The 26,489-nt window shown below is 62.8% G+C and carries 27 protein-coding genes; 7 read left to right on the top strand and 20 right to left on the bottom strand.

Translation table 11 applies throughout. The features are described 5' to 3' along the window. Window positions 1-96: 96 nt before the first annotated feature. Genes BG60_RS06140 through BG60_RS06130 form a run of 3 tightly spaced genes read right to left on the bottom strand, consistent with a single transcriptional unit; the run spans window position 97 to window position 4,017 of the window. The gene (locus BG60_RS06140; RefSeq protein WP_008348226.1) at window positions 97-1,329 is read right to left on the bottom strand and encodes a phosphatidylserine decarboxylase family protein; all 1,233 of its coding nucleotides are present in this window, start codon (window positions 1,327-1,329) and stop codon (window positions 97-99) included. A 55-nt stretch (window positions 1,330-1,384) separates the two neighbouring features. Next, on the bottom strand, window positions 1,385-2,701 hold the full coding sequence (locus tag BG60_RS06135; RefSeq protein WP_008348228.1) for an MFS transporter: 1,317 nt from the start codon (window positions 2,699-2,701) through the stop codon (window positions 1,385-1,387). 41 nt (window positions 2,702-2,742) lie between these two features. Further along, window positions 2,743-4,017 (bottom strand): glucarate dehydratase family protein, encoded by a 1,275-nt coding sequence (locus BG60_RS06130; RefSeq protein WP_008348230.1) that lies wholly within the window; start codon window positions 4,015-4,017, stop codon window positions 2,743-2,745. A 155-nt stretch (window positions 4,018-4,172) separates the two neighbouring features. Between BG60_RS06130 and BG60_RS06125 the strand changes: the two genes are divergently transcribed. After that, window positions 4,173-4,868 (top strand): GntR family transcriptional regulator, encoded by a 696-nt coding sequence (locus BG60_RS06125; RefSeq protein ID WP_033536277.1) that lies wholly within the window; start codon window positions 4,173-4,175, stop codon window positions 4,866-4,868. Window positions 4,869-4,871: 3 nt separating this feature from the next. Here the strand turns inward: BG60_RS06125 and BG60_RS06120 are convergent, their stop codons facing one another. From BG60_RS06120 to BG60_RS06070, 11 genes are all read right to left on the bottom strand, one after another. Beyond that, entirely contained in the window at window positions 4,872-6,128 is a 1,257-nt protein-coding gene (locus tag BG60_RS06120; RefSeq protein WP_008348234.1) for an aromatic ring-hydroxylating oxygenase subunit alpha, read from the bottom strand. Window positions 6,129-6,245: 117 nt separating this feature from the next. Next, window positions 6,246-7,172, bottom strand: a complete 927-nt coding sequence (locus BG60_RS06115; protein WP_034470885.1) for a LysR substrate-binding domain-containing protein — start codon at window positions 7,170-7,172, stop codon at window positions 6,246-6,248. 7 nt (window positions 7,173-7,179) lie between these two features. Continuing rightward, the gene (locus BG60_RS06110; protein WP_008348237.1) at window positions 7,180-8,181 is read right to left on the bottom strand and encodes a LysR family transcriptional regulator; all 1,002 of its coding nucleotides are present in this window, start codon (window positions 8,179-8,181) and stop codon (window positions 7,180-7,182) included. Between the two features lie 45 nt (window positions 8,182-8,226). Next, on the bottom strand, window positions 8,227-8,997 hold the full coding sequence (locus BG60_RS06105) for a pyrroline-5-carboxylate reductase (RefSeq protein WP_008348239.1): 771 nt from the start codon (window positions 8,995-8,997) through the stop codon (window positions 8,227-8,229). A 17-nt stretch (window positions 8,998-9,014) separates the two neighbouring features. Continuing rightward, complete coding sequence (locus tag BG60_RS06100; RefSeq protein ID WP_008348241.1) at window positions 9,015-10,508, bottom strand: aldehyde dehydrogenase; 1,494 nt, start codon at window positions 10,506-10,508, stop codon at window positions 9,015-9,017. Between the two features lie 17 nt (window positions 10,509-10,525). Next, window positions 10,526-11,857, bottom strand: coding sequence for an NAD(P)/FAD-dependent oxidoreductase (locus tag BG60_RS06095; protein ID WP_008348243.1), 1,332 nt, complete (start codon window positions 11,855-11,857; stop codon window positions 10,526-10,528). A 12-nt stretch (window positions 11,858-11,869) separates the two neighbouring features. Continuing rightward, window positions 11,870-12,757, bottom strand: coding sequence for a dihydrodipicolinate synthase family protein (locus BG60_RS06090; protein ID WP_008348245.1), 888 nt, complete (start codon window positions 12,755-12,757; stop codon window positions 11,870-11,872). Window positions 12,758-12,842: 85 nt separating this feature from the next. Then, window positions 12,843-13,724, bottom strand: a complete 882-nt coding sequence (locus BG60_RS06085; protein WP_008348248.1) for a glycine betaine ABC transporter substrate-binding protein — start codon at window positions 13,722-13,724, stop codon at window positions 12,843-12,845. Window positions 13,725-13,779: 55 nt separating this feature from the next. Continuing rightward, window positions 13,780-14,667: an ABC transporter permease gene (locus BG60_RS06080; RefSeq protein ID WP_034470883.1), complete on the bottom strand. Its 888-nt coding sequence runs from the start codon at window positions 14,665-14,667 to the stop codon at window positions 13,780-13,782. Continuing rightward, entirely contained in the window at window positions 14,664-15,950 is a 1,287-nt protein-coding gene (locus BG60_RS06075; RefSeq protein ID WP_008348251.1) for a quaternary amine ABC transporter ATP-binding protein, read from the bottom strand. The genes BG60_RS06080 and BG60_RS06075 overlap by 4 nt, the downstream gene beginning before the upstream one ends. Window positions 15,951-16,304: 354 nt before the next feature. After that, the gene (locus BG60_RS06070) at window positions 16,305-17,597 is read right to left on the bottom strand and encodes an NRAMP family divalent metal transporter (protein WP_051079014.1); all 1,293 of its coding nucleotides are present in this window, start codon (window positions 17,595-17,597) and stop codon (window positions 16,305-16,307) included. A gap of 233 nt (window positions 17,598-17,830) precedes the next feature. On the opposite strand from BG60_RS06070, the gene BG60_RS06065 reads away from it, so the two are divergent. Beyond that, window positions 17,831-18,034 (top strand): cold-shock protein, encoded by a 204-nt coding sequence (locus BG60_RS06065; RefSeq protein WP_008348254.1) that lies wholly within the window; start codon window positions 17,831-17,833, stop codon window positions 18,032-18,034. A gap of 194 nt (window positions 18,035-18,228) precedes the next feature. After that, entirely contained in the window at window positions 18,229-18,447 is a 219-nt protein-coding gene (locus BG60_RS06060) for a hypothetical protein (RefSeq protein WP_008348256.1), read from the top strand. Window positions 18,448-18,536: 89 nt separating this feature from the next. Here the strand turns inward: BG60_RS06060 and BG60_RS06055 are convergent, their stop codons facing one another. The 4 genes from BG60_RS06055 to BG60_RS06040 form a co-directional block, all read right to left on the bottom strand. After that, window positions 18,537-18,953 (bottom strand): organic hydroperoxide resistance protein, encoded by a 417-nt coding sequence (locus tag BG60_RS06055; protein ID WP_008348258.1) that lies wholly within the window; start codon window positions 18,951-18,953, stop codon window positions 18,537-18,539. A 36-nt stretch (window positions 18,954-18,989) separates the two neighbouring features. Next, on the bottom strand, window positions 18,990-19,262 hold the full coding sequence (locus BG60_RS06050; RefSeq protein WP_008348260.1) for a hypothetical protein: 273 nt from the start codon (window positions 19,260-19,262) through the stop codon (window positions 18,990-18,992). Window positions 19,263-19,297: 35 nt separating this feature from the next. Next, window positions 19,298-19,516 carry a DUF4148 domain-containing protein gene (locus BG60_RS06045; protein ID WP_008348262.1) on the bottom strand — a complete coding sequence of 73 codons (219 nt, stop codon included), beginning with the start codon at window positions 19,514-19,516 and terminating at the stop codon, window positions 19,298-19,300. 207 nt (window positions 19,517-19,723) lie between these two features. Beyond that, window positions 19,724-20,263, bottom strand: a complete 540-nt coding sequence (locus BG60_RS06040) for a thioredoxin family protein (protein ID WP_008348264.1) — start codon at window positions 20,261-20,263, stop codon at window positions 19,724-19,726. Between the two features lie 250 nt (window positions 20,264-20,513). Here BG60_RS06040 and BG60_RS38955 point away from each other — a divergent pair, with 250 nt between their 5' ends. The 4 genes from BG60_RS38955 (at window position 20,514) to BG60_RS06025 (ending at window position 24,857) form a co-directional block, all read left to right on the top strand. Continuing rightward, complete coding sequence (locus BG60_RS38955; RefSeq protein WP_167561844.1) at window positions 20,514-20,657, top strand: hypothetical protein; 144 nt, start codon at window positions 20,514-20,516, stop codon at window positions 20,655-20,657. Further along, complete coding sequence (locus BG60_RS06035) at window positions 20,644-21,387, top strand: response regulator (protein ID WP_008348266.1); 744 nt, start codon at window positions 20,644-20,646, stop codon at window positions 21,385-21,387. The genes BG60_RS38955 and BG60_RS06035 overlap by 14 nt, the downstream gene beginning before the upstream one ends. Beyond that, the gene (locus tag BG60_RS06030; RefSeq protein ID WP_008348268.1) at window positions 21,384-22,715 is read left to right on the top strand and encodes an ATP-binding protein; all 1,332 of its coding nucleotides are present in this window, start codon (window positions 21,384-21,386) and stop codon (window positions 22,713-22,715) included. The genes BG60_RS06035 and BG60_RS06030 overlap by 4 nt, the downstream gene beginning before the upstream one ends. Window positions 22,716-22,862: 147 nt before the next feature. Continuing rightward, complete coding sequence (locus tag BG60_RS06025) at window positions 22,863-24,857, top strand: glycoside hydrolase family 28 protein (protein WP_008348269.1); 1,995 nt, start codon at window positions 22,863-22,865, stop codon at window positions 24,855-24,857. Here BG60_RS06025 and BG60_RS06020 read toward each other — a convergent pair. Both BG60_RS06020 and BG60_RS06015 read right to left on the bottom strand, forming a co-directional pair. Then, window positions 24,841-25,611, bottom strand: a complete 771-nt coding sequence (locus BG60_RS06020) for a glycosyltransferase family 2 protein (RefSeq protein ID WP_008348270.1) — start codon at window positions 25,609-25,611, stop codon at window positions 24,841-24,843. The two genes, BG60_RS06025 and BG60_RS06020, sit on opposite strands and share 17 nt — an antisense overlap. A 58-nt stretch (window positions 25,612-25,669) precedes the next feature. Next, window positions 25,670-26,479, bottom strand: coding sequence for a lysophospholipid acyltransferase family protein (locus BG60_RS06015; protein WP_034470880.1), 810 nt, complete (start codon window positions 26,477-26,479; stop codon window positions 25,670-25,672). Between the last annotated feature and the right edge of the window lie 10 nt (window positions 26,480-26,489).

Below are 26,489 nucleotides of genomic sequence, written 5' to 3'. Positions count from 1 at the left end.
GCGCGTTGTGCGTTTATCTGCATGTATTTGCCTGATGCGCGAGCAATTGCCGTTCCTTTCTAATTGCTTAAGCGAACGCAGTTCCGTGGCCGCAATTCAGCGCGCCGTGCAAAGATGCGCGTTGACCTGCACGGGCGGCGCATCGTCATCGAATGGCTTCTGGCGCTCGAAGCTTTCGATCACGCCCGGCCTGAAGACGAGGCAATACGTGGAACCTCCGTATTGGAAGTAGCCGAGCTCTTCGCCCTTGCGCACGCGCTGGCCCGGCAACGCCTCAATCATGCATGACGACACTTCCGCCATGCCGACGAACACGCACGCAACCTCGCCGATGTCCGGATCGTCGCAATCGATGACGATGACCGCGCGCGCCGCGACCGCAGTGATATAGCCTTGCGAATCGTTGAGGCTGCCGGGATCTTCGCCTTCCGAGTCGGCATCCGAGAAGTAGGTGCCGTCGACGAGATATGCCTTCACGATCGTGCCGCTCACCGGCGCATGCCAGCGATGATAGAAAAACGCGCTTAGAAAGGCCTGATACACCGTGCCACCGACGAATCGCTTCGCGAGTTCCGCTTCTTTCGCCGTGAACATGTCCATCAGCGAATAAGGCTGCGACTGGATCCAGAACGAGTCTTCCAGTTGCACATCGTCCTGGACGTTATAGGGCGAAGCCTCGCACGCACTGACGATGATCTTGGCGTTATCCGGCTCTGCAACAGGCCGCGCGCCAGGCTTGAATTCGCGCGTGAAGAAATGATTCCACGACGCGAAGCCCCAATACGGCTTATGCGGATCGCAAAGAAACTGGTGCAGTCCGATCTTGCTATCGGCCTCTTTGCTGAACCAGCCATCGGGCGCGTCGGTGTTCAGATGCGTGCGCGAATACGGTCCGCTGAGAAAGCCGGACCACACGTTCAGCACGCGCTTCAGATGCGCGTTGAATGCGGGATCGCGAAAGAGCGCATAGCCCGACGGCATGACCATCGGCCAGTCTAGCAATGCGTTGATGGGGCAATGGATCAGGCTCGATTCGCTGAACGGCGGCGCGTACGTCAGCATCGCATCGAGCAATACGATGAATTCGTCGATGCTCGCATAACCGAGCTTGAATCCGGCTTCATGCGCCTGACGGATCGCGCGCGTGAAGTCCATGCGCACGACCGGATCGTCGTGGATGAAAGCCGCCATCTCTTCGATGACGCTGTTGCGTTTCGTCTTGCCCGCGCGCTGCCGGGCGTACTCGGCGAATGTCTCGCGAAAGCGCGCGATCGCCTGCTCTTCGCGCGGGAGCCATTCGCCCAGTCTCTGGCGCTGGTTCGTCGCCATTGTCGTCTCCGATCGATGTACCGATCGAAGACGGTCAGCAGTTTGTATGCCTCCCTTACTTCTGCACGCCCGGCCGCAGCGCCGCGACGTCGCGCCCTTCGCGAGGCGTCATGCGAGCGAGGAACACGACGCCCGCAGCGAGAATCGACATCACGGCGAGGCCTGTCAGGCCGCCCTGAATCGAACCCGTCTTTTGCTCGAGAAAGCCGAAGGTGGCCGGCGCGACGAAGCCGCCCAGATTGCCGATCGAATTGATCAGCGCAAGCACGGGCGCGGCGATGCGCGCATCGAGATAGCCTTGCGGAATCGGCCAGAACAGCGACGATGCAGCCTTGAACCCGATAGCGGCAAAGCAGATTGCAACGAACGAGAACACCGGACTGCCCTGGCCCGCTGCGTACATGCCGGCGGCCGCGATGAGCAACACGCACGCGACCCATGCCTGCTGAAACTTAAAGCGCGCCGCGAGCGCCGCGAACAGATACATCGCGACGATGGAAATGAGCCACGGAATCGAGTTGAACAATCCGACCTGGAAATCGTTCAGGTGCCCCATCTTGCGGATGATGCTCGGCAGCCAGAACGTCGCGCCATAGATCGTCAGCGACACCGAGAAATAGATCAGGCAGAAGATCAGGATCTGCGGATCGCGCATCAGGCTCCACGACGACGGCGTCTTCACATGCGCGGCGTCGCGGCGGCGCTGCTCGTCTTCGATCTCCGTGACGATCGCGTCCTGCTCAGCGCGCGTGAGCCACTTTGCATCGCGCGGCTTCGAATCGAGCCAGAACCAGACGAAGCCGGCGAGCACGACCGACGCCATGCCTTCGATGATGAACATCCACTGCCAGCCGCGCAGGCCCGCGCCTTCGATCAGCATCAGCCCGCCCGAGATCGGGCCGGAGAACACGGAAGCGAGCGCGGAACCGCTCAGGAAGACGGCCATCGCCTTGCCGCGTTCATCGCGCGGCAGCCATTGCGTGAAATAGAACACGACGCCCGGAAAGAAGCCCGCTTCGGCCGCGCCGAGCAAGAGACGCATCGCATAGAACGAGGTCTCGCCCTGCACGAAGGCCATGCCCACGGCCGCGAGTCCCCACGTAACCATGATGCGCGTGAGCCACGCTTTCGCGCCGAAGCGCTGCATCAGCATGTTCGACGGCACTTCGAACACGGCATAGCTCACGAAGAACAGGCCCGCGCCGAGGCCATAAGCGGCCGCGCCGATGCCGAGGTCCGCGCTCAAATGCTGACGCACGAATCCGATGTTCACCCGGTCGATGTAATTAACGATGAACATCACGACGAAAAGCGGCAGCACATGCCACTTGATCTTGCGAACGGCGCTCGACAGCGCGCTGGAACTGCTCATGAGGGTGTCTCCTTGAATGCCTTGTGTTGTTGTTCTATGGCTCAGAAGCGCGGATTCTTGCCTGAGAATTCCGGCTGATATTTGCGCATCTGCGAAAGGTCGTCGCGATTGCGCACGCCGCACGTCTTGTACTGCTCGTGCAATTCGGCGAGCTTCTCGCGATCGAGCTCGACACCGAGACCGGGCGTCGTCGGCACGCGCACCGCGCCGTTATCGAACTTCACGCGACCGCCCTTGATGACTTCCTCTTCCTGCCACGGGTAATGCGTGTCGCATGCGTAGGTGAGGTTCGGCACACTCGCGGCGACATGCGTCATCGCCATCAGGCTGATGCCGAGGTGCGAGTTCGAATGCATCGACATGCCGAAGCCCCAGAGCTTCGCCATGCGCGCGAGTGTCTGCGTGGCGCGCAGGCCGCCCCAGTAGTGATGATCCGAAAGCAGCACCTTGATCGAGCCCATGTTGCAGCCGCGGCGGAAGTCGTCCATCGTCGTGATGACCATGTTGGTCGCGAGCGGCAGTTTCGTGTGCTTCTGCAGTTCGGCCATGCCTTCGAGGCCGGGGCACGGATCCTCGTAGTATTCGAGAATTTCATCGAGCTGCGGCGCGGCCTCGATGCTGGTTTCGAGCGTCCAGTTCGCGTTCGGATCGAGACGCAGCGGCATGCCCGGGAACGCCTTCGCGAGCGCCTGCATGCACGCAATTTCATGCGCCGGCTCGAACACGCCGCCCTTCAGCTTGATGCTCTGGAAACCGTAGAGGTCGATCATGCGCTGCGCCTGCGCGACGATCTGCTCCGGGCTGATGCCCTCGCCCCACGCATCGGGCGCATACGGCTTGTCGATGTGCTCGGCGTACTTGAAAAACAGATACGCGCTGTAGGGCACGGCGTCGCGCACCTTGCCGCCGAGCAAGTCCACGACCGGCGCGCCGACGATTTGGCCTTGCAGATCGAGCATCGCCACTTCGAGCGTGCTGATGACCTTGGGCGCGTTTTTCGCGGCGTGCGAGCCGGGCGCGAGTTCGAATTCGACCGCGCCGGGCGTCGCGGTGATCGTCGCGCGCACGCGTTCTTCCATCACATTCAGATCGAAAGGAGACAGGCCGATGACGAGCTCCTTCGCCTGATCGAGCACCCGCAGCATCGGCTCGTCGCCGTAAGTCTCCGAGATGCCGACGCGTCCGTCGCTCGTCTCCAGTTCGACGATCGCGCGCAACGCCCACGGTTCGTGGATGCCCGCGGCGTTGAGCAACGGACCATCGCGGAATGCGATCGGCGTGATTCGAATCTGGGTGATGGCTATATCGCGGGTCATGTCGGGCGTTCCGAAAATTAATGGAATGGCCGAATGGTAAAGCACTAATATATTAATGTGTCAGTCGGGTAAACGCCGACCCGCCAACGGCTTACTCATCGGGCATGGGCGCGGCTATAGTACTAATGTTTCAGTCGCCTTCCTTTCAATCCGAAATGAATAATTCCGCTTCCGTGCATCGCCTGGACCGTTCTCGTCATGCCGCGCCGCAGGTGTTCGAGCGGCTGCGCGACATGATCCTGTCGCTCGAACTGGAACCGGGCACGGTGCTGTCGCGCACCGAACTCGCGACGCGCTACGGCCTGAGCCAGACGCCGGTGCGCGACGCGCTGATGAAGCTCGGCGAAGAAGGACTGGTCGATATTTTTCCGCAGCACGCGACGGTCGTAAGCCAGATCAGCGTGGCATCGGCGATGCAGGCGCACTTTCTGCGTCGCTCGATCGAACTGGAAATCGTGCGCACGCTCGCGCGGGAGCATAAGGCGTCGCTGATCGCGCGGCTGCGCGCGACGATCGCGGAACAGATGGAATGGATGGAGCCGCAGGACGTCGAGCAGTTCTCAGCGCTCGATCAGGCGTTTCATCGGCAGATGTATGAAGCCGCGGGCGTGCCGCAGTTGTGGGATCTCGTGCGCAGACTCAGCGGGCATATCGACCGGTTGCGGCGGCTGCATCTGCCGGTCGAAGGCAAGACGATGGCCGTGGTGCGCGACCACACGGAAATCGTCGATGCCATCGAAAAAGGCGATGCCGATGCCGCCGATGCCGCGTTGCGCAAGCATCTTTCCGGCACGCTCAGTCAGGTGGACGAGATCCGCACGCGCCACCCGACCTTCGTCACGGATCACTGATGTTCAAACGCCGTGCGCGCTCAGGCGCGCCGAATACCAGCGCGAAAACTGCTCCACGTAGCTTTCCGTGAACGGCGAGAACACCGCTGGCCGATACGCCGGATCCTGCGTGCCTTCGTGCGTGATTTCGACGAGATGCTTGTCCTGCGCGTTCGTCGCGACCCACACTTCCGTCAGATCCTGAAGCTGATAATCGACGCCTTCGACGGCATCCGCGTGCACGAGCCATTTCGAACGCACGAGCGTTTTATCCGGCGCGAGCGGGATGATGTACGAAATCACCGCATGATCGCTCATGACGTGCGTCCATGAGTTGTGCGTCCAGAGATGCGTGTCGCCGAGATCGCGGCGCTGCAGATTGCCGAGCAGCTTCTGGCTCGCGACCTTCGTGCTGATCGTCTGCGACTCGCCGTAGCCCGCGATCACGAGTTGTTGCGTCCGGAATTGCGTGACCGCATCTTCGTCCAGCCATTCGACGGTCGCGCTCGTGAAGCCGTCGTTCTCCCAACTCGCCTGACACGCCGCGTTCCGTTTTTTATAGGCTTCGATTTCGAGCAGCGATTCTTCGCTGAGATTCTCCGGACAGAAACCGAAATCTTCCGGCAAAAACGAGGCAGTGAGTTCCGGATGCGTCGCGGCGCAGTGATAGCACTCGCGATTGTTCTCGATCACGAGCTTCCAGTTGCCGTTCTCGATGATCTCCGATTCGAACGCGATCTTCGTGTTCGTGAGGTCGTAGGGCGCGAAGCGCGGCGCCATCGTGTCTTCGAGCTTCGCGATGTCCGCCGGCGGCTCGTCGGCGAGGCACACGAAAATATGTGTCCCGACGATCCGCGTATGCACCGGCAACAAACTGCGGCACTTCGCGTCGAAATCCTTGCCCATGTGCGCGGCGTGGCGCAGGCTGCCGTCGAGATCGTAAGTCCATTGGTGATACGGGCAGACCAGCATGCCGACGGTCGATTTCCCCGGTTCCTTCAGGCGCGCGCCGCGATGCCGGCAGACGTTCCGATAAGTGCGGATGTTCTCGTCGTCATCCCGAACGATGATGATCGAAGCACGGCCGATATCGACGGTCGACACATCGCCCGGCTCGGGCACGTCCGCCGTCACGCCGACCAGAATCCAGTGCTTCTGGAAGAAGACCTCGACGTCCGTCTCGAACACGTCCTGCCGTCCGAACAGCTCGCCGGGCAAGCCATGCCCGGGCTCGCGGCTGCGGATCAGTTCGCCATGCGTCTTCATTTGCACTTCGGACATCGTCGCTCTCCAACGTTCAGGGTATCGGGACTTCGAATGGTCCCGCCATATTCCGAGTATTGGATCGCTGAAAAATAGCGTCAATGCGCTTTATTTTCGGTGTCGCATGACTTTGGTTTATGCGAGCGCCCCGTCGCGCAGCCATTCGATCAGACCGCCGATGGCAGGCGTGAAAGCGCGGCCATGCGGCACCACGGCGAAGTACGAATCGGTCGGCCTGAACGATGCCACTTCCAGCCTGACGAGATCCCCGCTCTCGATAAAATCCTGAACGAGCCGGCCCCATCCGAGCGCGACGCCCTGGCCGTAGCGCGCGGCCTGGATCGCATCGGTATAGAGGCTGCAACGCAGCGCGAAGTTCAGGCGCATCGGCCGGCATCCGAGCGCGTGGAACCACTCTTCCCAGCCCAACCAGCCTTCGGTCGTCGAATCCGACTCGACGAGCACCGCGCCAGCCAGTTCGTCGAGCGTCGCGGGCGCGGGCTGCTTTTGGAGCCATGAAGGCGCGCAGACCGGAAACACCTCCTCGTCGAACAGCAAAGTCGCCGTGCCGTCCGGCCACAGCCCGTTGCCGAAGCGCACGGCGACGTCGATTTCCTTGTGCCGCAAGTCGGCCGTGAACATCTGCGTCGACAGCCGCAACTGCAGGTCGGGCTGCAACGCCTTGAGCGACGCAAGCCGCGGCAGCAGTCGAAAATGCGAAAACGCGGATGTCGCCGCGAGCACGAGTTCCTGCTGAACGGGCCCGCGCGCGAGGCGATCGAACACGCTCGCGATCTTCTGCATCGATTCCGCGACGACGCGATACAGCGCCTCGCCTTCGTCGGTCAGTTCGATCGCGCGATGCAGACGGCGAAATAGCCGCGTGCCGAGCGTCTCTTCGAGAAAGCGCACCTGCCGGCTCACGGCGGCCTGCGTAACGCCCAGTTCATGCGCCGCGAGCGTGAAGCTGCCGAGCCGCGCGACGGCCTCGAACTCCACCAGCGCCGTCACCGACGGAATGAGCCGCCGATAACCCTTCGTTTTTTCGGTTGCCGGTTTCATGCGGCGCTCATAGAACGGCCTTCGATTCGGCGGCGGGCCATCCCTGCATCATCGTGCCGATTTCCTCGTCGAGCCATTGGCGAAACTGAATGTATTCCGGGCGTGCTTTCGCGTTGCGATGCGTGATGATGTAGTGATGACGATCGTGGAACACGAGCGCATCGTCGACGGGACGCACCAGCTTTTTCTGCTCCACCTGACGATGCACGAGGTGATGCCAGCCGAGCAAGGTGCCCTCGCCCGCTTCGGCCTGAGCCACAAGCAGGCGATAGTCGTTGCTTTCGAAATCGTCGTGCTGATCGAGCCGCTCGGAACCGTCGCCTTGCTGATACCAGTTTTTCCACACGCGCCAGTCGACGTGCTCGCACACCTGCGCGCGCCCGAGCAGCGACAGGCTCAGCGTCGGATGCGCGAGCAGATCGAGCGGCTTTAGCGCACGGCCATGAAAATAGCGCTCGAAAAACGGAACGCTACATACCGGATAAACGATGTCGTGAAAAAGCGGCTCGACTTCGTACTCCGCTTCGCGCGGCGGATTCTTCGTGATGATGACATCCGGCTCCATCAGATCGTCGAGCTCCATGAAGTGCTCGGTCACCATCACATGCAGGCGGATGTTCGGAAAACGCTGGCGAAACGCGGGTAATCGGAACGAGAGCCAGAGCGCCGAAAACGTATGAGAGATGCAGAGCGTGAGCGCATGCCGGTCGACGCGCCGCACCGCCTGCGCCGCCTCCGCGATGTTCATGATCGACAGATACGACGCGTTGTAGAGAATGCGGCCGGCGTCGGTCAGCGCGATGTGCCTGCCGGTGCGCTCGAAGAGCGCGACCTCCAGCGTGTCCTCCAGCTCCTTGATCTGCCGGCTGACGGCCGCCTGCGTGACGCACAGCACTTCGGCGGCTTGCGTGAAGCTCTCGTAACGCGCCGCGGTGACGAAGCACCGAAGCGCGCGCAGCGACGGCATCTGGGCGAGAAGCCTGTCCGCGAACTGCTGTTTCTTCTGCATGTGACTCACCTTCGAGGGCTCGCGATCAGCGCTTGTTCTTCGTGTTCACTCGCGCCCTTGCACGCGGCGCATGATCGCGTCGAGCGCCTTCGAGTAGTGCGCGTAGGTGCCCCGCTCCGACAGTTCGCGATTGAGCTGCTCGTTGAGGCCGCCTGGCGTGCTGACACGCCCGATCATCGACGAGAAGGGTTGCGTATCGAGCGTCGTTTCATGAGCGAGGCCCACATGATAGCCCGACAAAAACGAACGCGCGGACGCATACGGCACGCCTTGCCGCGCGAGCCACGACGCCTGCTCTTCGAGCAACGCGAAAAACGCCGCCATCGTCGCGGTGGCGGCCGATAACGCATTGAACTGGTGTTCGTCGTCCACTTCGACCGCTTCGCCGAGCGGCGCGAAGAGCGCGCGTGCGATGTCATCGCGCGGACAGAGCGCCGTGCTGCCCTTGCCCGACGCAACAGCGGGTAGCGGAATCGCGCGCACGACCTTGGCCGCGCGGCGCACGAGGGCGCGCATCTCATCGAGCGACTTGGCCGCGATGAAGCTGATGACGTGATGCCGCGCATCGAACGTGAGTTCGCCCAGCACGTCTGCCGCGATTTGCGGCAAGACCGCGAGACACACGACATCCGATGCATCGAGCACGCCCTGATTGCTGACGCAAACCTCGATGCGCGCGTCGAGTTTCGCAAGACGCGCGGCGGTCTGCGCGTTGCGCGGAGACAGCGCGACCCGCTCGAAGGGAACATCGAAACGAATCATGCCGGTCACGACCGCCTCCGTGATCGTGCCCGTGCCGATAAAGCCAATACGCATGTTGCCTCGTCCGATAATCAGTCGAGCTTCAGCCAGGTCGTCTTCAGCTCGCAATATTGGTCGTGCGCGTAGACCGACTTGTCGCGTCCGCCGAAACCGGACTGCTTGAAGCCGCCGAACGGCGTCGACAGATCGCCCTCGCCGAAGCAGTTGACGGTCACGGTGCCCGCGCGGATGCGCGCCGCCACTTTGTGCGCCTGGTTCACGTTGTCGGTCCACAGCGAAGCCGCGAGTCCGTAGCACGTATCGTTTGCGATCCGCACGGCCTCGTCGACGTCAGCATATTCGATAAAGCACACGACCGGGCCGAAGACCTCGTCGCGCGCGATGCTCATGTCCGGCGTGACGTTATCGAAGATGGTCGGCTCGACGAACCAGCCGCCCGTTTCCGCGAGCGTCGCGTTGCCGCCGCAAGCGACGCGCGCGCCTTCTGCCTTCGCCTTCTCGATGTGGCCGAGCACCTTGCGGTAATGCGCTTCCTCGATGAGCGAGCCGAGCTTGACATCGGGATCGAGCGGATCGCCCGTCTTCCAGCCTTCGAGCACGGCCTGCATCTTTTGCAGCAGTTCGGCCTTGTGGCTCGAATGCACCAGAATGCGCGATCCCGCGCTGCAGTTCTCGCCCATGTTCCAGAACGCGGCGGCGACGGCCTGCTCCGCGACGGCATCGAGATTGGCGACATCGGGCAACACGACTTGCGGATTCTTGCCGCCGCATTCGAGCACGACGCGCTTCATGTTGGTTTCGGCGGAATAGCGCAGGAAGCGCTTGCCCGTTTCGGTGGAACCCGTGAACGCGATGAGATCGACATCGGCGTGCGTGCCGAGCGCCTGCCCTGCGCTTTCGCCGAAGCCCGTCACGACGCTGAACACGCCGGGCGGGACGCCGGCTTCGAGCGCGAGATCGGCAATACGCAGCGTCGATAGCGACGTCTGCTCCGCGGGCTTCACGATGACGCTATTGCCCACGGACAGCGCCGGCCCGATCTTCCACGCGAGCATCAGCGCGGGGAAATTCCACGGCAGCACCGCACCGACGACGCCAATCGGCTCGCGCGTGATCATGCTCACGACGCTCGACCCCGATGGCGACAGCGCGTCGTAACGCTTGTCCGTGACCTCGGCATGCCAGCGAATGCACGCCGCCGATTCCGGAATGTCGAGACCCATGCATTCGCTGATCGGCTTCCCCGCTTCGAGCGCTTCGAGCAGCGCGAGTTCTTCGGCGTTGTCGTCGATGAGTTGCGCGAGACGCTGCAAGACGGCCTTTCTCTGCGATGGCCCGGCCTTCGACCACACGCCCGATTCGAACGCCTCGCGCGCCGCGACGACCGCGCGATCGACGTCCTTCGCTTCGCACCTGGCGATCTGCGCGAGCACCTTGCCCGTCGACGGATTCAACGTATCGAACGTTTCATTCGATGCCGCGTTGCAGCGTGCGCCCGCGATGAACGCGCGGCCATCGAGCGACAGATGTTCGGCCTGACGTTTCCATTCCTGATGCGTCGTCATGTCATGTCCTCAAAGATTCAAAGCTCGGCGCCCGCCGAGAATTCCTTCATCCAGATTGCCGCCGATACCGCCACGTCCGCGATCGGCCGCATCGGCAGAGAACGCGGATGCGGTTGTTTCAGCAGTTGATCGATCAGCTCGTTCGAGCGCCCGAGCACATGTTCGGCGATGAGCTTGCCCGCCGCCGATCCGCGGCTCAAACCAAGTCCGTTGCAGCCGACTGCTTCGTACACGCCGTCGTCGCGCTGGCCGAAGAGCGCGCCATTGTTCGCCGAGAGGCACAACGCGCCGCCCCACGTGTATTGCAGCTCGACATCCTCGAGCATCGGAAAACGTCGATCGAACGAACGTCGATGCAGATGCTTCGCCTTCGTCAGATCATGTTCCGAGACCGACAGATTCGGCCGGAACGCGAAATGGTTGCGTACGCAAATACGGTTGGTCGCGAGACGTCGCACGGTCGTACCCATCGGGTCCGCGGGAATGAGCGCCCACGAATCCGTTCCGCCGAGCCGCGCGATTTCATCGTCGGTCATCACGCGCGACATCGACGCGAACGTGTAGACCGGCAGCAAGCCATTCGGATGGCCGCCGAACGTCGCCGCATACGCGTTGGTGCAGAGCACGACCCGCTTCGCTTCGATGCTGCCGTTCGCGAACGTCAGCAGCTTCGTCTGGCCGCGCGCTTCCATGTTCTTCACCGCGCTCAGTTCGAAGACCGTCACGTTCGACGGCTGCGTGGCCGCGAGACCGCGCATGAGTGCCGCCGGCTGAACCGTGCTGCATCCCGGCGTGAAGAGCGCGCTTTGATAGAAGCGCGTGCCCGTCACCTTCGCGATCGCGGCTTCGTCGAGCCATTCGCACGGCTCGTCGATACGCGCGAGTCCGTCCGCGAAATGCGTCAGCGCCGTGTGGCCTTTCTTGTTGACCGACGCGTGATACTTGCCGTCGTCGCGCCAGTCGCAATCGATGCCGTGCCGCTTCACCGTATCGCGCACATAGCCGATGCCGTGCCGTTGCAAGCGCACGTCCGCCTTGTCTGCCTCGACACTGCGCGAATAGCTTTCGCTGCTGATGTCGTGCGGCAGATCGACGAAGAAGCCGGAATTGCGGCCCGCCGTCGAGCGCCCGATGCGATCGGCCTCGACGAGCGCGATCGATGCATCCGGCGCAAGCTCGGCGAGCCGCCGCGCCGCGCACAAACCGGTGATGCCGCCGCCCACCACTACGTAGTCGAAGCGCAGCTCGCCCGTCACGCGGTTCGCGGGCGCGGCGGGCGGCAGGCTTTCCCACCATCCGTTGACGCCATCAGGTGCGGGAAGCCGCATGAAATCCAGTTTCGAGGCCATTCACGTATCGCGTTACTGAGCGTTGCGCAGCAAGGGTTGAACGAGCCTCGCGAAGGCGCTGCGTTCTTTGTCGTTCAACGTGCCGAGCGGCGCACGCGCGATGCCGACTTTCGTGCCCGCGAGCTCGCAGCCATAGCGCACGTACTGGATGAACTTGCCGCTGCGCTCCAGCAATTCGAGCACCGGAAGCAACTGCGTCATCAGCTTGCGGCCGGTGCTGAAATCCCCGCGTTTAACGCACGCTTCGAGCAAATCCGTATGCGCTTCCGGCAGAAAGTTCGACGCGCCCGCGACCCAGCTACGCGCGCCCCATGCGAAGAATTCGAGCGCCTGATCGTCCATGCCGCAACTGAGAACGAAGCGCTCCGGCAGTTGCGTGGCCAGATGATGCAGATGCGCGATGTCGCCCGTGCTCTCTTTCATCGCGGCGAAGTTCGGGCGCTGCAGCAGCTTGTCGAGCACTTCATCGCCGATGGCCGTGCCGGTGCGCGCCGGAAAGTTGTAGAGCATGATCGGCATGTCGAGCGCGTCGTCGACCTTCAGCAAGTGATCGAGCAGCTCGTCTTGCGTCGGCTGCACGTAGTAAGGCGCCGCGACCAGCAATGCGTCGTAGCCCGCGCGCTTCGCTTCGTTACCGAGACGCACGACTTCCTTCGTCGTCGTCGCGTTGATGCCGGCGGTGAGATAGGTCTTGCCGCCGACCGCCGACGCTACCGTCTCGAGCGTCTTCACACGCTCTTCGAAACTGAGCGCATAGTATTCGCCGGTCGTGCCGCCGACGCCCATGCCCGTAACGCGGCCAACGAGACTCTGAGCATGCTTGCCGAGCATGTCGTGATCGATTTCGCCGTCGGCCTTGAACGGGGTGACGAGCGGTGTATGTACGCCTTCGAAGCTCATGTTTGTCTCTCTGATGGATGGATCGTGCGAAGTCATGCGCGGCGCACGTCGAACGTGCGCTTTGCAAGCGTCCTGCAGTACGCCTTCACTGTGTCAGCCACGCCTTGACCTTGTCCGGATGCGCGTCGACGAATTTCTTCGCGGCCGTCGCGTAGTCGTTGGTCGAATTGCCTTCGAATTCGATCGATTCCACGTCCGCGAGCGTCAGCTTGAAATGCTTGAAGAACACGTCTGCGCGGGGGAACTTGCCCGCGAACTGCTTCGAGGCGAATGCATGGACCTGCTCTTCGCCGCCGAGCGTGCCCTTCGGGTCCTTCAGATAGCGCATCTGCCACTTCTGGAACAACCAGTGCGGGCTCCAAACGGTCGCGACGATCCATTGCTTCGATCCGTATGCGCGCTGGATTGCCGCGAGCATGCCGGCCTCGCTCGCCGATTGCAGCTTGTAGCCCGACAGGTCATACGCCTTGATGGTTTTCTCCGACGCCTGCATGAGACCGCCACCCGGCTCGATGCCCTGGATCACGCCGTTGAGCTGCTTCTGCACTTCAGGCTTCTTCAGATCCTCGATCGAAGAAACCTGCGACTCGGGCACATACGCGGGCACCGCCCAGCCGTTCTTGCCGCCCGTATAGATGATGCCGACGTCGTCGAGCGTGTCCTTGTAGCGCGCGACATACTGACCGTGCGTCACCGGCAGCCAGCCGCCGACCATGATGTCGAGATCGCCGCGCGATACGCCCTGATACTGGATGCCGATATCCGCCTGAACGAATTGCACCGGCTGCTGAAGCTTCGTCTCCAGCACGTACTTCGCGACATTGGCGACCGCGAGCACGTCGGCCCAGTTCGTGACCGCCACTTTGATCGGCTCGGCGGACATCGCCGGGCTCGCGCCGACCCCGAACGCCACAATGGCCGGCGTCACTATCTTGACGATCAAGGATTTGATCAGGTTGTTTTTCATTACGGACTCCGTATCTTTCATAGCATTGTGGTTGAGTAATCGATGCTCGTATCGCTCAGGTCTGCGCGTTCGCTTGCGCCGCGGCGGGCTTCGCCGGCGTGGAGATGACCTTCTTCTTTTTCTTCGCTTTCACGCCGAAGCTTTCCGTCAGGCGATCGAGAATGATCGCGAGCAGCACCACGCCGAGACCGCCCTCGAAACCGATGCCGATATCGAGCCGCTGAATGCCGCTCAGCACGTACTCGCCAAGGCCGCCCGCGCCGATCATCGAAGCGACCACCACCATCGACAGCGCCATCATGATGGTCTGGTTCACGCCCGCCATGATCGAAGGCAGCGCGTTGGGCAACTGAATTTTCCAGAGCAGTTGCGCATCGGTGCTGCCGAACGAGCGGCCGGCTTCGAGCAATTCCTCGCGCACCTGGCGGATGCCGAGCGTCGTCAATCGAACGACGGGCGGCATCGCGAACACGATCGTGGCGATCACCGCGGGCACGCGGCCGAGGCCGAAGAGAATGACCGCGGGAATGAGATACACGAACGCGGGCATCGTCTGCATGAAGTCGAGCAGCGAACGCAGCACGACTTCGACACGCCTGTTGCGCGCGCCCCAGATGCCGAGCGGCACGCCGATCACGAGACTGAAGAACGTCGCCGCGACAACGAGCGCGAGCGTCGATACCGTCTGCGTCCACAGGCCCATGTAGTTGATGACATAGAGCGCCGCGCCGACGAACACCGCGAAACCGACGCCCTTTCTCCACAGCGCGAGCGCCATGAGGATCGCGAGCATCGCGATGAACGGCACCGCGCCGAGACCGTCTTCGAGGAGCTTGATGACCGCGCCAAGCGCAGCCGAGAAGGCATCGAAGCCGCCGCGAAAGTGCGAGAAAAGGAAGTTGACCGCGTCTTCGGCGAATCGTCCAAAAATCGAGGAATTCATGCTGCTCTCCGCTCCATGACCTGCTTGAGAATCGTGCGGCAGGACACCACGCCCGCGAGCCTGCCTTGTTCATCCGTGACCGGCACGTCGTGCTCCTGCCCCAGTGCAATGGATGCGAGCTGATGCAGATCGGCTGTCAGCGGAACCGCCGCGACATCGCGAAGCAATGCATCGCTGATCGGCCGGTTGCCGCTCTTGTGCAGCGATGCAGGCGTCACGCAACCCTGATAGCGCCCTGCTTCATCGCAGACGTATCCGCACTCCGCGCCGCTGTCGATGAGGCTGTTCAGATAGCGCTCGGAAGGCGCGCTGGTATTGCACGCGATGAGACCGCGCTCGACCTTCGTCATCAGGCTCGATGCTTCGAGGAAGCGCGACACGTCGACGTTGCGGAAGAAATCGCGCACGTAGGCGTCGGCGGGTGACTGGATGAGTTCTGCCGGCGTGCCCACCTGAATCAGACGGCCGTCCTTCATGATGCCGATGCGCCCGCCGATCTTCACCGCTTCCTCGATGTCGTGCGAAATGAAGACGATCGTGCGCCGCTCTTCCTTCTGCAAACGCAACAACTCGTTCTGCATTTCGAAGCGGATGAGCGGATCGAGCGCGGAAAACGCTTCGTCCATCAAGAGCACCGAGGGATTCACCGCCAGCGCGCGCGCGAGACCCACGCGCTGCTGCATGCCGCCCGACAACTCGCTCGGCAGCAGCTTCTCGTAAGAAGCGAGGCCGACGCGCGTCAATGCGGCGCGTGCGATGTCATAACGTTCCGATTTTTTCTTGCCCGCGACTTCGAGCCCGTAAGCAATGTTGTCGATGACCGAGCGGTTCGGCAGCAGCGCGAAAGACTGGAACACCATCGCCATTTTTTCGCGGCGCACGGCGCGCAGTTCGGGCGTGCTCATCGGCGCGATGTCCCGGCCTTCGAGAATCACTTGCCCCGAAGTCGGCTCGATCAGGCGATTGAGCAGACGCACGAGCGTCGATTTTCCGGAACCGGAGAGGCCCATGATGACGAAGATCTCGCCCGCGTTGACGGCGAGGCTGACATCGTCGACGGCGACCATATTGCCTGTCTGCGCGAAGATTTCGTTTCGGCCGAGGCCTTGTTTCAAGAGCTCCTGGGCGCGCTCGGGCTTCGCGCCGAAAATCTTCGAAAGGTTCTTGACCGTGAGAATCTCGGTCGTGGATGCCGCGACAGGACGCGCCGGCGATACGGTGCCGGACTGCGCGGAAGCCGTGCTCGTGACTTCGTTCGGTGCGAGCGTCAGGTTGGGAATCATCGGGTCATTCCACCTAGCAGGTTCAAAAAGGAGTTTGTCGCTGCCGGAAACAACCCGGCGTTCTTTGCGTTGAATGAAGCGTACATGGCCAATTTCGATCATCCACCGACATTTTCTGAGCCCTTTTCGATACTTCTGGTAATGCATGTGTCCGTCGCATTCGATGCCTGAAAAAAACGGAACGCAGCGTGAATGCCGTAGAGCCAGCACGGGCGCGGCTTTGCAGGCGACGGGCGCGCGCGTGGCCGCCGTTTGCCGCGAGACCGCTCGAAAGCGACGCTAGGGAATGCCCCTAAGCGACGCCCTTCGCATGACTTTTTCGGATGGTAGGGGCGGAGATTTACGCGAATGCCGTCACTGCACTTCAAGTATGAAGTGGGCGATCACAGCCGCCGCGGTCGCTATCGTGGCGAGCCAACTCAGCGCGCGAAGCGCCCAATGCGCGGCGAGGTCGCCCACGGCTTCGCGCTTCGAACTGAGCAGCACGAGCAGCACGAGGACCGGCGTCACGGTCATGCCGTTGACCACCGCGCTCCAGTAGAGCGCGCGCACCGGGTCGACGTGATAGTGCGTGAGGACCACTGCTGCGATCGTGCCGAGCGCGATCGTGGCGACGAGCACATACGCGATCCGCCGGTCTCGCCGTTCGCCGCGTTTCCAGCGGAACGAACTGGCTACGGCCTGAGCCGCCGAGCCCGCGAGCGGCGGCAGCGCCAGCAAGGCCGATCCGAGAAGCGCAAGTGCGAGAACCTGCCGCGCGTAACCGTGCGCGAGCGGCTCGAGTACACGCGACATCGAGACCGTATCGCCGGCGGATGCATGGTCGAGCAGATGGAGCGTCGCGGCCGCGGCGATCATCACGCAGATCGCAATCGCGTTCGAGCACGCCGTTCGCCAGAGCGTGTCGCGACGCACGCCGCGCATCGTCCGCTCCAACGCTTCTCCACGATCGCCGCTCTCTCGTGCGTCGCGGACCTCCTGCTCCGCTTGCGCAAACAGCAAGTAAGGGCTGACGGTCGTGCCGAGCACCGCGATCAGCATCGACATGTAGCCCTCCGTCCACTCGACGCGTGGAATCACCGAGCGGATGGCAACCAGTCGCCACGGCACGTCGACGAGCAGGATCACGCCGACGTACGCGAACATCGCGAGCGTCAGCCACTTGAGGACGCGCGCGTATCGCGCATAAGCGACGCTCCATTGCAACACGAGCGAAGCGCATCCCGAAGCAAGCGTGAGCCACAGGAGCGAACCGCCGACGAGCGAACTGAGCGCGATGCCCATGGCGAGAACATCGACCGCGATATTGAACGTGTTGGCGATCACGAAACGCGCGACCGCAAAGTAGAAGAACAGCCGCGAATAGTGTTCGCGCATGTTCGTCGTCAGGCCTCGTCGCGTGATGGCGGCGACGCGAGCGGCGATCAATTGAAGCGCGACGGTCGACGGGTACGTGAGCACGCACACCCACAATAGGTCGAATCCGTACCACGCGCCGGCGAGCGTATAGGTGGCGAGGCCGCTCGGATCGTTATCCGATGCAATCGTGACGAGGCCCGGTCCGACGTCCGCCGCCCATGAATGCGCGGGCCGCGCGGCGCCGGACATGCGGCCGTCGAGCGCTGTCTTCTTCTGACGAAAACGCATGTGCCAACCCGATGACGAGATGCACACGCGATGCACGAATCGTTCCGCTCGCCTTCGCTTCGAAACGAATAGTTGACCATTTCTCTTGGAATTGGCATAATGGTCGTTGAAGTACAAGAAGTCGATTGCTGCTCATCAATAGTCCGATTTTCCCCGGTATTCGTTGTCCATTCCCCTCCTTGCCGCTTCATCCCGCTCGATCGAGCAACTTATCTATTCATTTCAGGATTTTTATGGACACCGGTACGGTTAAATGGTTTAACGACACCAAGGGTTTTGGCTTCATCAGCCCGGATAATGGCGGCGACGATCTTTTCGCGCACTTCTCGGAAATTCGTTCGGACGGTTTCAAGACGCTGGCCGAAGGTCAGAAGGTCAGCTTCGAAACGAAGCGCGGCCCGAAGGGCATGCAGGCTTCGAACATCAAGCCGCTGTAAATCTGCCGCTGTAGCGCTGTAGATCCGCATCACGCCGGGAACCGCAACGCCGGTTCCCGCGCTCTTGTTGTCCGCCTCCGTTTCCCGCCTTTTCTCTCCCAGGCTCTGACAGCCTTTCGACGATCGCGTTATCAGCGCGCATCGCTCCTGCGCTTTCGGCATCTGGCCGCAAAGCATTTACATCTAAAACTAAAATGACATCACTCAATCACTACCGTGGTTATACGGTGCACGCGTCCGCGCATCGGCTCCGCGACAAGACGTTTTCAGCCAATCTGATGCTCGAGCGTTCGAGCGAACATCCGACGGATGCGCAGTATCGCTTCTACTCGCTCGACTATTTCGCGAAGGAAAGCGAGGCGGTCGAATTCTCGCGCCGATGGGCGCGCGAATGGATCGACACGCGAGGCTGACAGCCGCAACTTCGGCCCGTGTCGGCCCAGTGCTTTCGATTGATCGATCAAGCACCGGTCGACCGGACCGCATCGCGTGGATGAACGCGTCAGACCACCGTGATCGTCACATCGATATTGCTCTTCAGCGCCTTCGAGTACGGACACGTTTGATGCGCCATCTGCGCGATCTCTTGCGCCACCGCGCGCTCGATTCCCGGCAGGCTCACGTTCAGGCGCGCACGCAGCAGATACGCATCGCCGTTCATGCCGAGGTCCACTTCCGCATCGACGGCGGTGTCGGCCGGCAGGCGCGTCTTCAGCTTCGCCGCGGCCTTGCCCATCGCGCCGATGAAACACGCCGACCAGCCCGCCGCGAGCATCTGCTCGGGATTGGTGCCCGCGCCGGCCGATCCGGGCGGCGAGAGTTTGACGTCGAGACGGCCGTCGGTGCTCTTCGCATGGCCTTCGCGGCCTCCGACGACGCGCGTTTTGCCCGTGTACAGGACGGTGTCGATCTGGGTCATGATGCGTTCCTCTTTGGATTCGAAAAGTTGACTGGCTTAGTGATGCGCGAAGAGCCGGGCGACGTCGTTCGTGGCCACGCCGCGCGCGCCCGATTGCGAAACCGTGTCGCTCATGCCGCCGTATGCCTGCATCGGCGCGGCGGCGCTTTCGCTGGCGATGGTCTGCGCGCTCACGCCGCGCTGCGACGAAGGCGCGCCGGCAAGCGGATCGTAGTGCGGCGCGGGGCCGTAGCCGCTGCTGGCGAAGGCGGAACCGGCGGCGACGGCGCTGACGGCGATGACTGCGGCGGTGACGAATTGCTTGATCATGATTCGAACCTCGTTTGCGTGATTCAGGAAATGGATTAGCTGCCTTGATAGAGACTGCGCAACGCCGCGATCTCGCCATCGCGTTGCGCCTGTGCCAGCTCGGCCTTCACTTCGGCGCGCGTCTTGCCGGCATACGCGTGGTTCGCGACGGCCTGTTGGGACTGCACGTTCAGCGGCACGTTCTTCACGGCGGCGTGGGCAACACCGGTCATGGCGCCGGCGACGAGAGCGAAAGCAACGATCGTGGATTTCATGGTGTTTCTCCTTGAATGCTGATGATTCGGTCGGTTGAGTGAGTTACGGCGATCGGGCATCGCGGGTGTCGGTCTTGCGTGTCACTCGTGAGCCGTCGTTGTGTGTATTTGAAGGCCCGCACGTATCTGGCTTGTGTCGGCGATGCGGGTCTTGTGCAATGTTTTGTATCGCGCACGTTGCAGATACATTGCGATACAGAACCCCGCCTAGCGCTCGGCCAGCAGCTTGCCGATCGCGGCTTCGGTCTGCGCGTAATCGCCTTCGCCGAAATGCGTGTAGGCCACGCGCCCGTGCTTGTCGATCAGATAGAACGCCGGCCAGTACTGATTGCCGTACGCGGCCCACGTCGCGTAGCGGTTGTCCAGCGCGACGGGATACGTGATCCCGTTGCGTTCGATCGCGCGCTTGACGTTGTTCGTATCGCGCTCGAACGGAAACTCGGGCGTATGCACGCCGACGACCACGAGTCCTTTGTCCTTGTACTTCTGATTCCACGATTTCACGGCCGGCAGCGTGTTGAGGCAATTGCCGCACGCGAAGGTCCAGAAATCGACGAGCACGACCTTGCCGCGCAATTGCGCGAGCGAGAGCGGCTCGCTGTTGATCCACTTGTCGATGCCGGCGAACTCCGGCGCGACGTTGTCGCTCGTGTGAGCGCTTGCGGGTGCGGCGGCCTGCGCGGGCGCGATGGCCGCACACGCGGCGATTCCGGCGCACACGGCGGCGTTTCTGATGGCGTCGAGCATGACGAAGTCCTCTTGAATGCGGTGAATATCGGAGCGGCGTGAGATGGCTGGTGAGATCGCCACATCGCTCCGGCAGGCCGACGTTCGCATCGGCATGACCGCATTGGACTGCGCGCGCGTATCCCGCTTGTGTCGGATAAAGGCGCGCTGCGCAATGTTATGTATCGCACGACATGCGGGATACACTGCGATACAAAACGTCCGCCGAAGCGCGCTATAACGCAGTCATCGCAATCGGCGGGAGCTTCGGATGAAACGCATGCTGGCGGTCTTCGCCTTTCTCATCGGCGGGATCGCGACGGAAATGGCCCATCCGGTTCAGTGTCTGCTGGTCAGCCCGAGCCGGATGCAACTCAAGCGTCAACGACAACGATCCATCGATGGAAACCACTGATCACGTTTTGATCGTCGACGACGATCGCGGCATCCGCGAACTGCTCGCCGAATACCTCGAAAAAAACGGAATGCGTGTATCGCTCGCCGCGAACGGCCGGCAGATGCGCGCCGTGCTGGAGCAGCAAGGCGCGCCGGATCTGATCGTGCTCGATCTGATGCTGCCCGGCGAGGATGGCCTCGTGCTGTGCCGCGAGCTGCGCGCGGGCAAGTTCCGCCATGTGCCGGTGCTGATGCTCACCGCGCGCAACGAGGAAGCCGACCGCATTCTCGGCCTCGAAATGGGCGCCGACGATTACCTTCCCAAGCCCTTCGCCGTGCGCGAATTGCTCGCGCGCATCAAATCCGTATTGCGCCGCACGCGCATGCTGCCGCCGGGCATGGAAGTCACCGAAACCTCGCAGATGCTGGGATTCGGCGACTGGCGTCTCGACACGACCGCGCGCCATCTCCTCGACGCGGAAGGCACGATGGTCGCGCTCTCGGGCGCGGAATACCGCCTGCTGCGCGTGTTTCTCGACAACGCCCAGCGCGTGCTCACGCGCGATCAGTTGCTGAACCTGACGCAAGGCCGCCAGGCCGATGCATTCGATCGCTCCATCGATCTGCTCGTGTCGCGCTTGCGTCAACGGCTGCGCGACACCGCGCGCGAGCCGCGTTACATCAAGACCTTGCGCAGCGAAGGCTACGTCTTCTCCGCCGAAGTCAAACCGGTCGAGTCTTCTCAATGAGCACCGTTTCCTCCAGTTCACCGCTGCACTGGCCGCGCACGCTGTTCGCGCGGCTCGCGCTGATACTCGTCGTCGGGCTCGCGCTCGCCCAGACATTCTCGTTTTTTCTGACCATGCGCGAGCGCGACGAATCGATGACCAACATGATGGTCGGTTACGTCGAGCGCGAGGTCGCGAGCTCGGTCGCGCTGCTCGATCATCTGCCGCCAGAGGAGCGTGCGCAGTGGCTGCCGCGTCTCGCGCGTCGCAGCTACGAGTTCATCCTCGGACCGGGCGATCAGACCGGCGCGAAGCCGGATGCGGAGTTGTCGGAACGCTTCGCGAACTCGATCGGCGCGGGCATCGCCAATCGTTATCCGATGACGGTCAATGCCGTTCCCGGTCCCAGGGAGCGTTTTCAGGTGCATCTGAAGCTGTCGGATGGCTCGCCGCTCACCATCGACATGCGTCCGGTCGCCGGCATGCCGATGTCCGGCTGGCTCCCGCTCGTGCTGACGTTGCAGTTGATCGTGCTCGGCGCGTGCTGCTGGCTCGCGGTGCGCCTCGCAACCGGCCCGCTCAAGCGCCTCGCCAAAGCCGCCGATACGCTCGGCCCGGATCTCAAGGCCGAGCGTCTGCCGGAATCGGGACCGGAGGAAGTCGCGCGCGCCGCCAAAGCGTTCAACGCGATGCAGGACCGCGTTTCGATGTACATGGCCCAACGCATGCAGATCCTCGCGGCGATCACGCACGATTTGCAGACGCCGATCACGCGTATGCGGCTGCGCGTCGACGTGATGGACGACGAATCGACCGGCGCGAAGCTGCAGCAGGATCTGAAGGAGATGGAATCGCTCGTGAAGGAAGGCGTGACCTACGCGCGCACGCTGCACGGCACGAACGAAGCGCCGCGCCGCATCGATGCCGACGCGCTCATCGAAACCATGGTCGACGATTATCTCGATGCAGGACAATCGGTGAGGTTGTCGGGCAACATCGGCGGTGCACTGATGGCGCCGCCGCAGGCCTTGAAGCGCGTTATCGGCAATCTCGTCGATAACGCGATCAAGTATGCCGGCGAGGCGGAAATCGAAGTCTCGACGCGCGACGACGGACGCGCCGTCATCTCCGTGCTCGATCGCGGGCCGGGCATTCCGGAAGAATCGCTGGACGCGGTGTTCGAGCCATTCGTGCGGCTCGAAGATTCGCGCAACCGGCAAACGGGCGGCACCGGACTGGGGCTCGCGATCGCGCGCCAGCTCACGCTCGCGATGGATGCGTCGCTCACGCTGCATCATCGGGAAGGCGGCGGGCTCGAAGCGCGGCTCGCGCTCAAGAAGACCGCTTGAGACATTTTTTCCGATCCATCACATACGACGTCTTATATTTCCTTACGCGTTTGCACCGAGTTGACGCGTCTCCTGCGTGTTGGATAACGTTTGCCTTGTACGCAAACTGATACGACATCCGATAAATAAACGATCAGGAGACGATCGATGAAGCACCCACAAAACCGCGCGCGCCGCGCGTTCGTGAAGTTCGCGGGGCTGTCGGCGGGCGCCCCGCTGCTCGGCGCGATGAGCACATTCGGCGCGCTCGCCGGTTGCGGCGGCCACGACGACTCCGATTCCGCCTCCGGCTCGCCGACGCCGCCCGCCGCGCAAGACCCGATCTGGGGCCCGTCCGGCTCCGCGACGCAGATCGTCAACGCGCTGCAGAGCGTCTCGACGTCGATGTTTCCGAGCCGCCAGTTCCTCGTCACCGATTACGGCGCGAAAACGTGCGCGGTCGTCGCGGCGGCGAATCCATACACCGATCCGGCGAAGTCGCCATTGAGCACCGGCGCGGACCAGACCCACGCGCCCGGCTCCTTCGATTCGCGCCCCGCGTTTCTCGCGGCCATCGCGGCCTGCAACGCGGCGGGCGGCGGACACGTCGTCGTGCCGTCGGGAACGTGGTATTGCGCGGGACCGATCGTGCTGCTGTCGAACGTCGACTTTCATCTGTCCGCGAACTGCACGATCTACTTCAGCCCGAATCCCGCCGACTACGCGAAGGATGGCCCGGAAGATTGCGGCGCGAACGGCAAGCTCTACTACAGCCGCTGGCAGGCGAACGACTGCCTCAACTACGGCCCGCCGGTCTACGCGCGCAATCAGACGAACATCGCGGTGACGGGCGAAGGCGACAGCTCCGTGCTCAACGGCCAGGCGATGACGCCATTCGCCGGCAGCGGCAACACCGCGACGTGCTGGTGGACGTGGAAGGGCAATAGCGGCGTCTACGGCTGCGTGAATTCGTCGACGCCATCGCAGGCATCGGTCAATGCGAACAACGTCGACCTGAAGACCGCCGTGCCCGGCATCGCCGATGCGCTCTACACCAAGCTCACCGATCCGGCCACGCCGTGGCAGCAGGACCAGAACTATCTGCCGGCGCTATCGGAAGCGGGCGTCGCCATCGAAAAGCGCATCTTCGGCATCGGCCATTATCTGCGGCCGTGCATGGTGGAATTCATCGGCTGCACGAACGTGCTGATGGAAAGCTATCGCACGAACAACACGCCGTTCTGGCAGCATCATCCGACCGATTGCCGCAACGTCGTGATGCGCAGCGTGACGGTGGACAGCATCGGCCCGAACAATGACGGCTTCGATCCCGACGCCTGCGACACGGTCCTCTGCGAGAACGTGACGTTCAACACCGGCGACGACTGCATCGCGATCAAGTCGGGCAAGGATCTCGACACGCAGTACGGCCCGGCGCAGAACCACGTCATCCAGAACTGCACGATGAACAGCGGCCACGGCGGCATCACGCTCGGCAGCGAAATGGGCGGCGGCGTGCAGAAAATCTACGCGCGCAACCTGCAGATGCTCAACAAGTTCTGGGCGACGAATTCGCTGAACATCGCGATCCGCATCAAGACGAACATGAATCGCGGCGGCTTCGTGAAGGACTTTTACGTCGACAACGTGACGCTGCCCAACGGCGTGAGCCTCACGCCTTCCGGTTACGGCAGCAGTCTGCTCGCGGGCAGCCCGATCAACGCGACGGTGCCGCTCGGCGTGGCGACGGCGACGGCGGCGAATCCATCGGCGGCGCAGGGCGGCATCATCACGTTCGATTGCGACTATCAGCCGTCGAAAGACGCGATCCGCACGCGGCCCGCGCTCGTGCAGAACGTGAACATCTCGAACCTGAAGGCGAGCAACGTGTCGCTGAACGGCGTGAGCGGATCGTGTTTTCAGGCAATCGTCGCGCAAGGCCCGGTCGCGTTCGATTACAACGGCCCCGCGCCGACGCCCGCGATTCCGGCGATCACCGGCGTCACGATCACGGATTGCGATTTCGGCACACCGGTCGCGGCCGGACCCGCAACGGCGACGACGCCCGGCCCGATCTACGCGTACAACGTTCACGACATCGTGCTTGCGAACACGCTGATCGCGGGCGTCGCGATGAACTCGACGGTCAGCGACGCGCGCTGAAACGACGCCACGCAAGCCGGGGCAGGCGCGCGAGGAAGCCGAGGAAAAGCCGCATGTGCATCCATGTCAGCAGCGCGTTGTCGCGGCCGTAGTGGAAGTGCGAGACGCCGCCTTCCTCGGCCGTGAAGTAGCGCACGGGCGCGTCGACGTTGATCGGGCGCACGCCGCGCCAGCACAGGCGCACGACCGCTTCCGGATCGAAGTCGAAGCGGCGCATGAAAGTCTGCGTATGCATGAGCGCGGCGAGCGGCGCGATCGGATAGACGCGAAAGCCGTAGAGCGAATCGCCGATGCCCATCCACAGCGTTTCGAGATTCGCCCAGCCGTTCGAGATGCGCCGTCCCTGCACGCGCAGTTGCGGCGCGCTCGCATCGAATTTCGGGCGGCCGAGGATCATCGCATCGGGCGCCTTCATCGACGTTTCCATGAACGTGCGGATCAGCGCGGCGGGATGTTGTCCGTCGGAGTCCATCGTAAGGACGTGCGTGAAGCCGAGCTTCGCCGCTTCGTCGATGCCCGCGAGAATTGCCGCGCCCTTGCCGCGATTTTCTGGCAGCACGATCACGCGCAGCCCGTCGTCGGCTTCGGCCATTTTGACGAGGCGTTCGGCGCTGCCGTCGGTACTGCCGTCGACGACCACCCACACCGGATTCCACTGCTCGCGCGCCCCGCGCACGGTTTCATCGACTTTCTCGCCGGGGTTGTAGCTCGGAATGAGGACGAAGTGCGTGGACGATGCGCGTGTGGAAGGCATTGCAAAAAAAAGCGGAATGAGTTGCGACGAATTTTAAAGTCTGCCGACGCCGATGCTTTCAGTCGCGGATGCGATGCGCGTCGAGTTCGCCCGCATAAAAGCGCTGCAATTCGGCGATGAACGCCTGCAGCGCAGCGTGATCGCGTCCCGGCGGCGCGAAGCGGCGGCCGAGCGTCACGCGATAGGTGATCGGCAGCGCGGGCTTCCTGAAGATCTGCCAGCCCTTGCCGAGAAAACCGGAATCGGTTTCGATAATCAACGTCTGGACCGGCGCCTGCGCGCGCGCCGCGATCAGCGCGATGCCGCCCTTCAGCGGATTCACCGCCGCGCTTTCGGTGCGCGTGCCTTCGGGAAAAAGCAACAGCGGACTGCCACGCTGCAGTTCGGCGACGGCGGCGCGAATCAGCCCGACGGACGTATCGTTGACGATATAACCCGCGAGCAGCGCGCCCGGCCCGAGAAACACGTTGCCGGCGACATCGCCCTTCATGACGCAGCAGGTGTCGGGCACGCGCGACGCGATCAGCAGCGCATCGAGCAGGCACGGATGATTCGGCGCGAGGATCATCGCGGGCTGGCCCGCGAGCGCGTCGAGTCCGGAGAGATCGAAGCGGCATACGCCGAGCGTGCGCAGCAGCACGAAATAGCCGTGCCACACGCGCTGCACGACGGCTCGTCCGACGCGCCGGCCCGCATCGACGCTCAACACGCGGCGCAGAATCCACGCGAACGGAAACCACGCGAGACAGACGAGCGCGAGCACGACGAGCGCGAAATAGAACGCCACGCATTGCCATGCGGATTCGAGCGCGCCGGCAAGCGGACCCTTGCCGTCCGCCGCGCCGAATTTCCGATGAGCGTCACTCATCGCGCCACCC

Origin of the sequence: Caballeronia zhejiangensis, from assembly GCF_000698575.1 — a bacterium.
Taxonomy (GTDB): domain Bacteria; phylum Pseudomonadota; class Gammaproteobacteria; order Burkholderiales; family Burkholderiaceae; genus Caballeronia; species Caballeronia zhejiangensis.
Note: the sequence above shows the minus strand (reverse complement) of the source record. Positions and strands in the feature narration are given on the sequence as shown.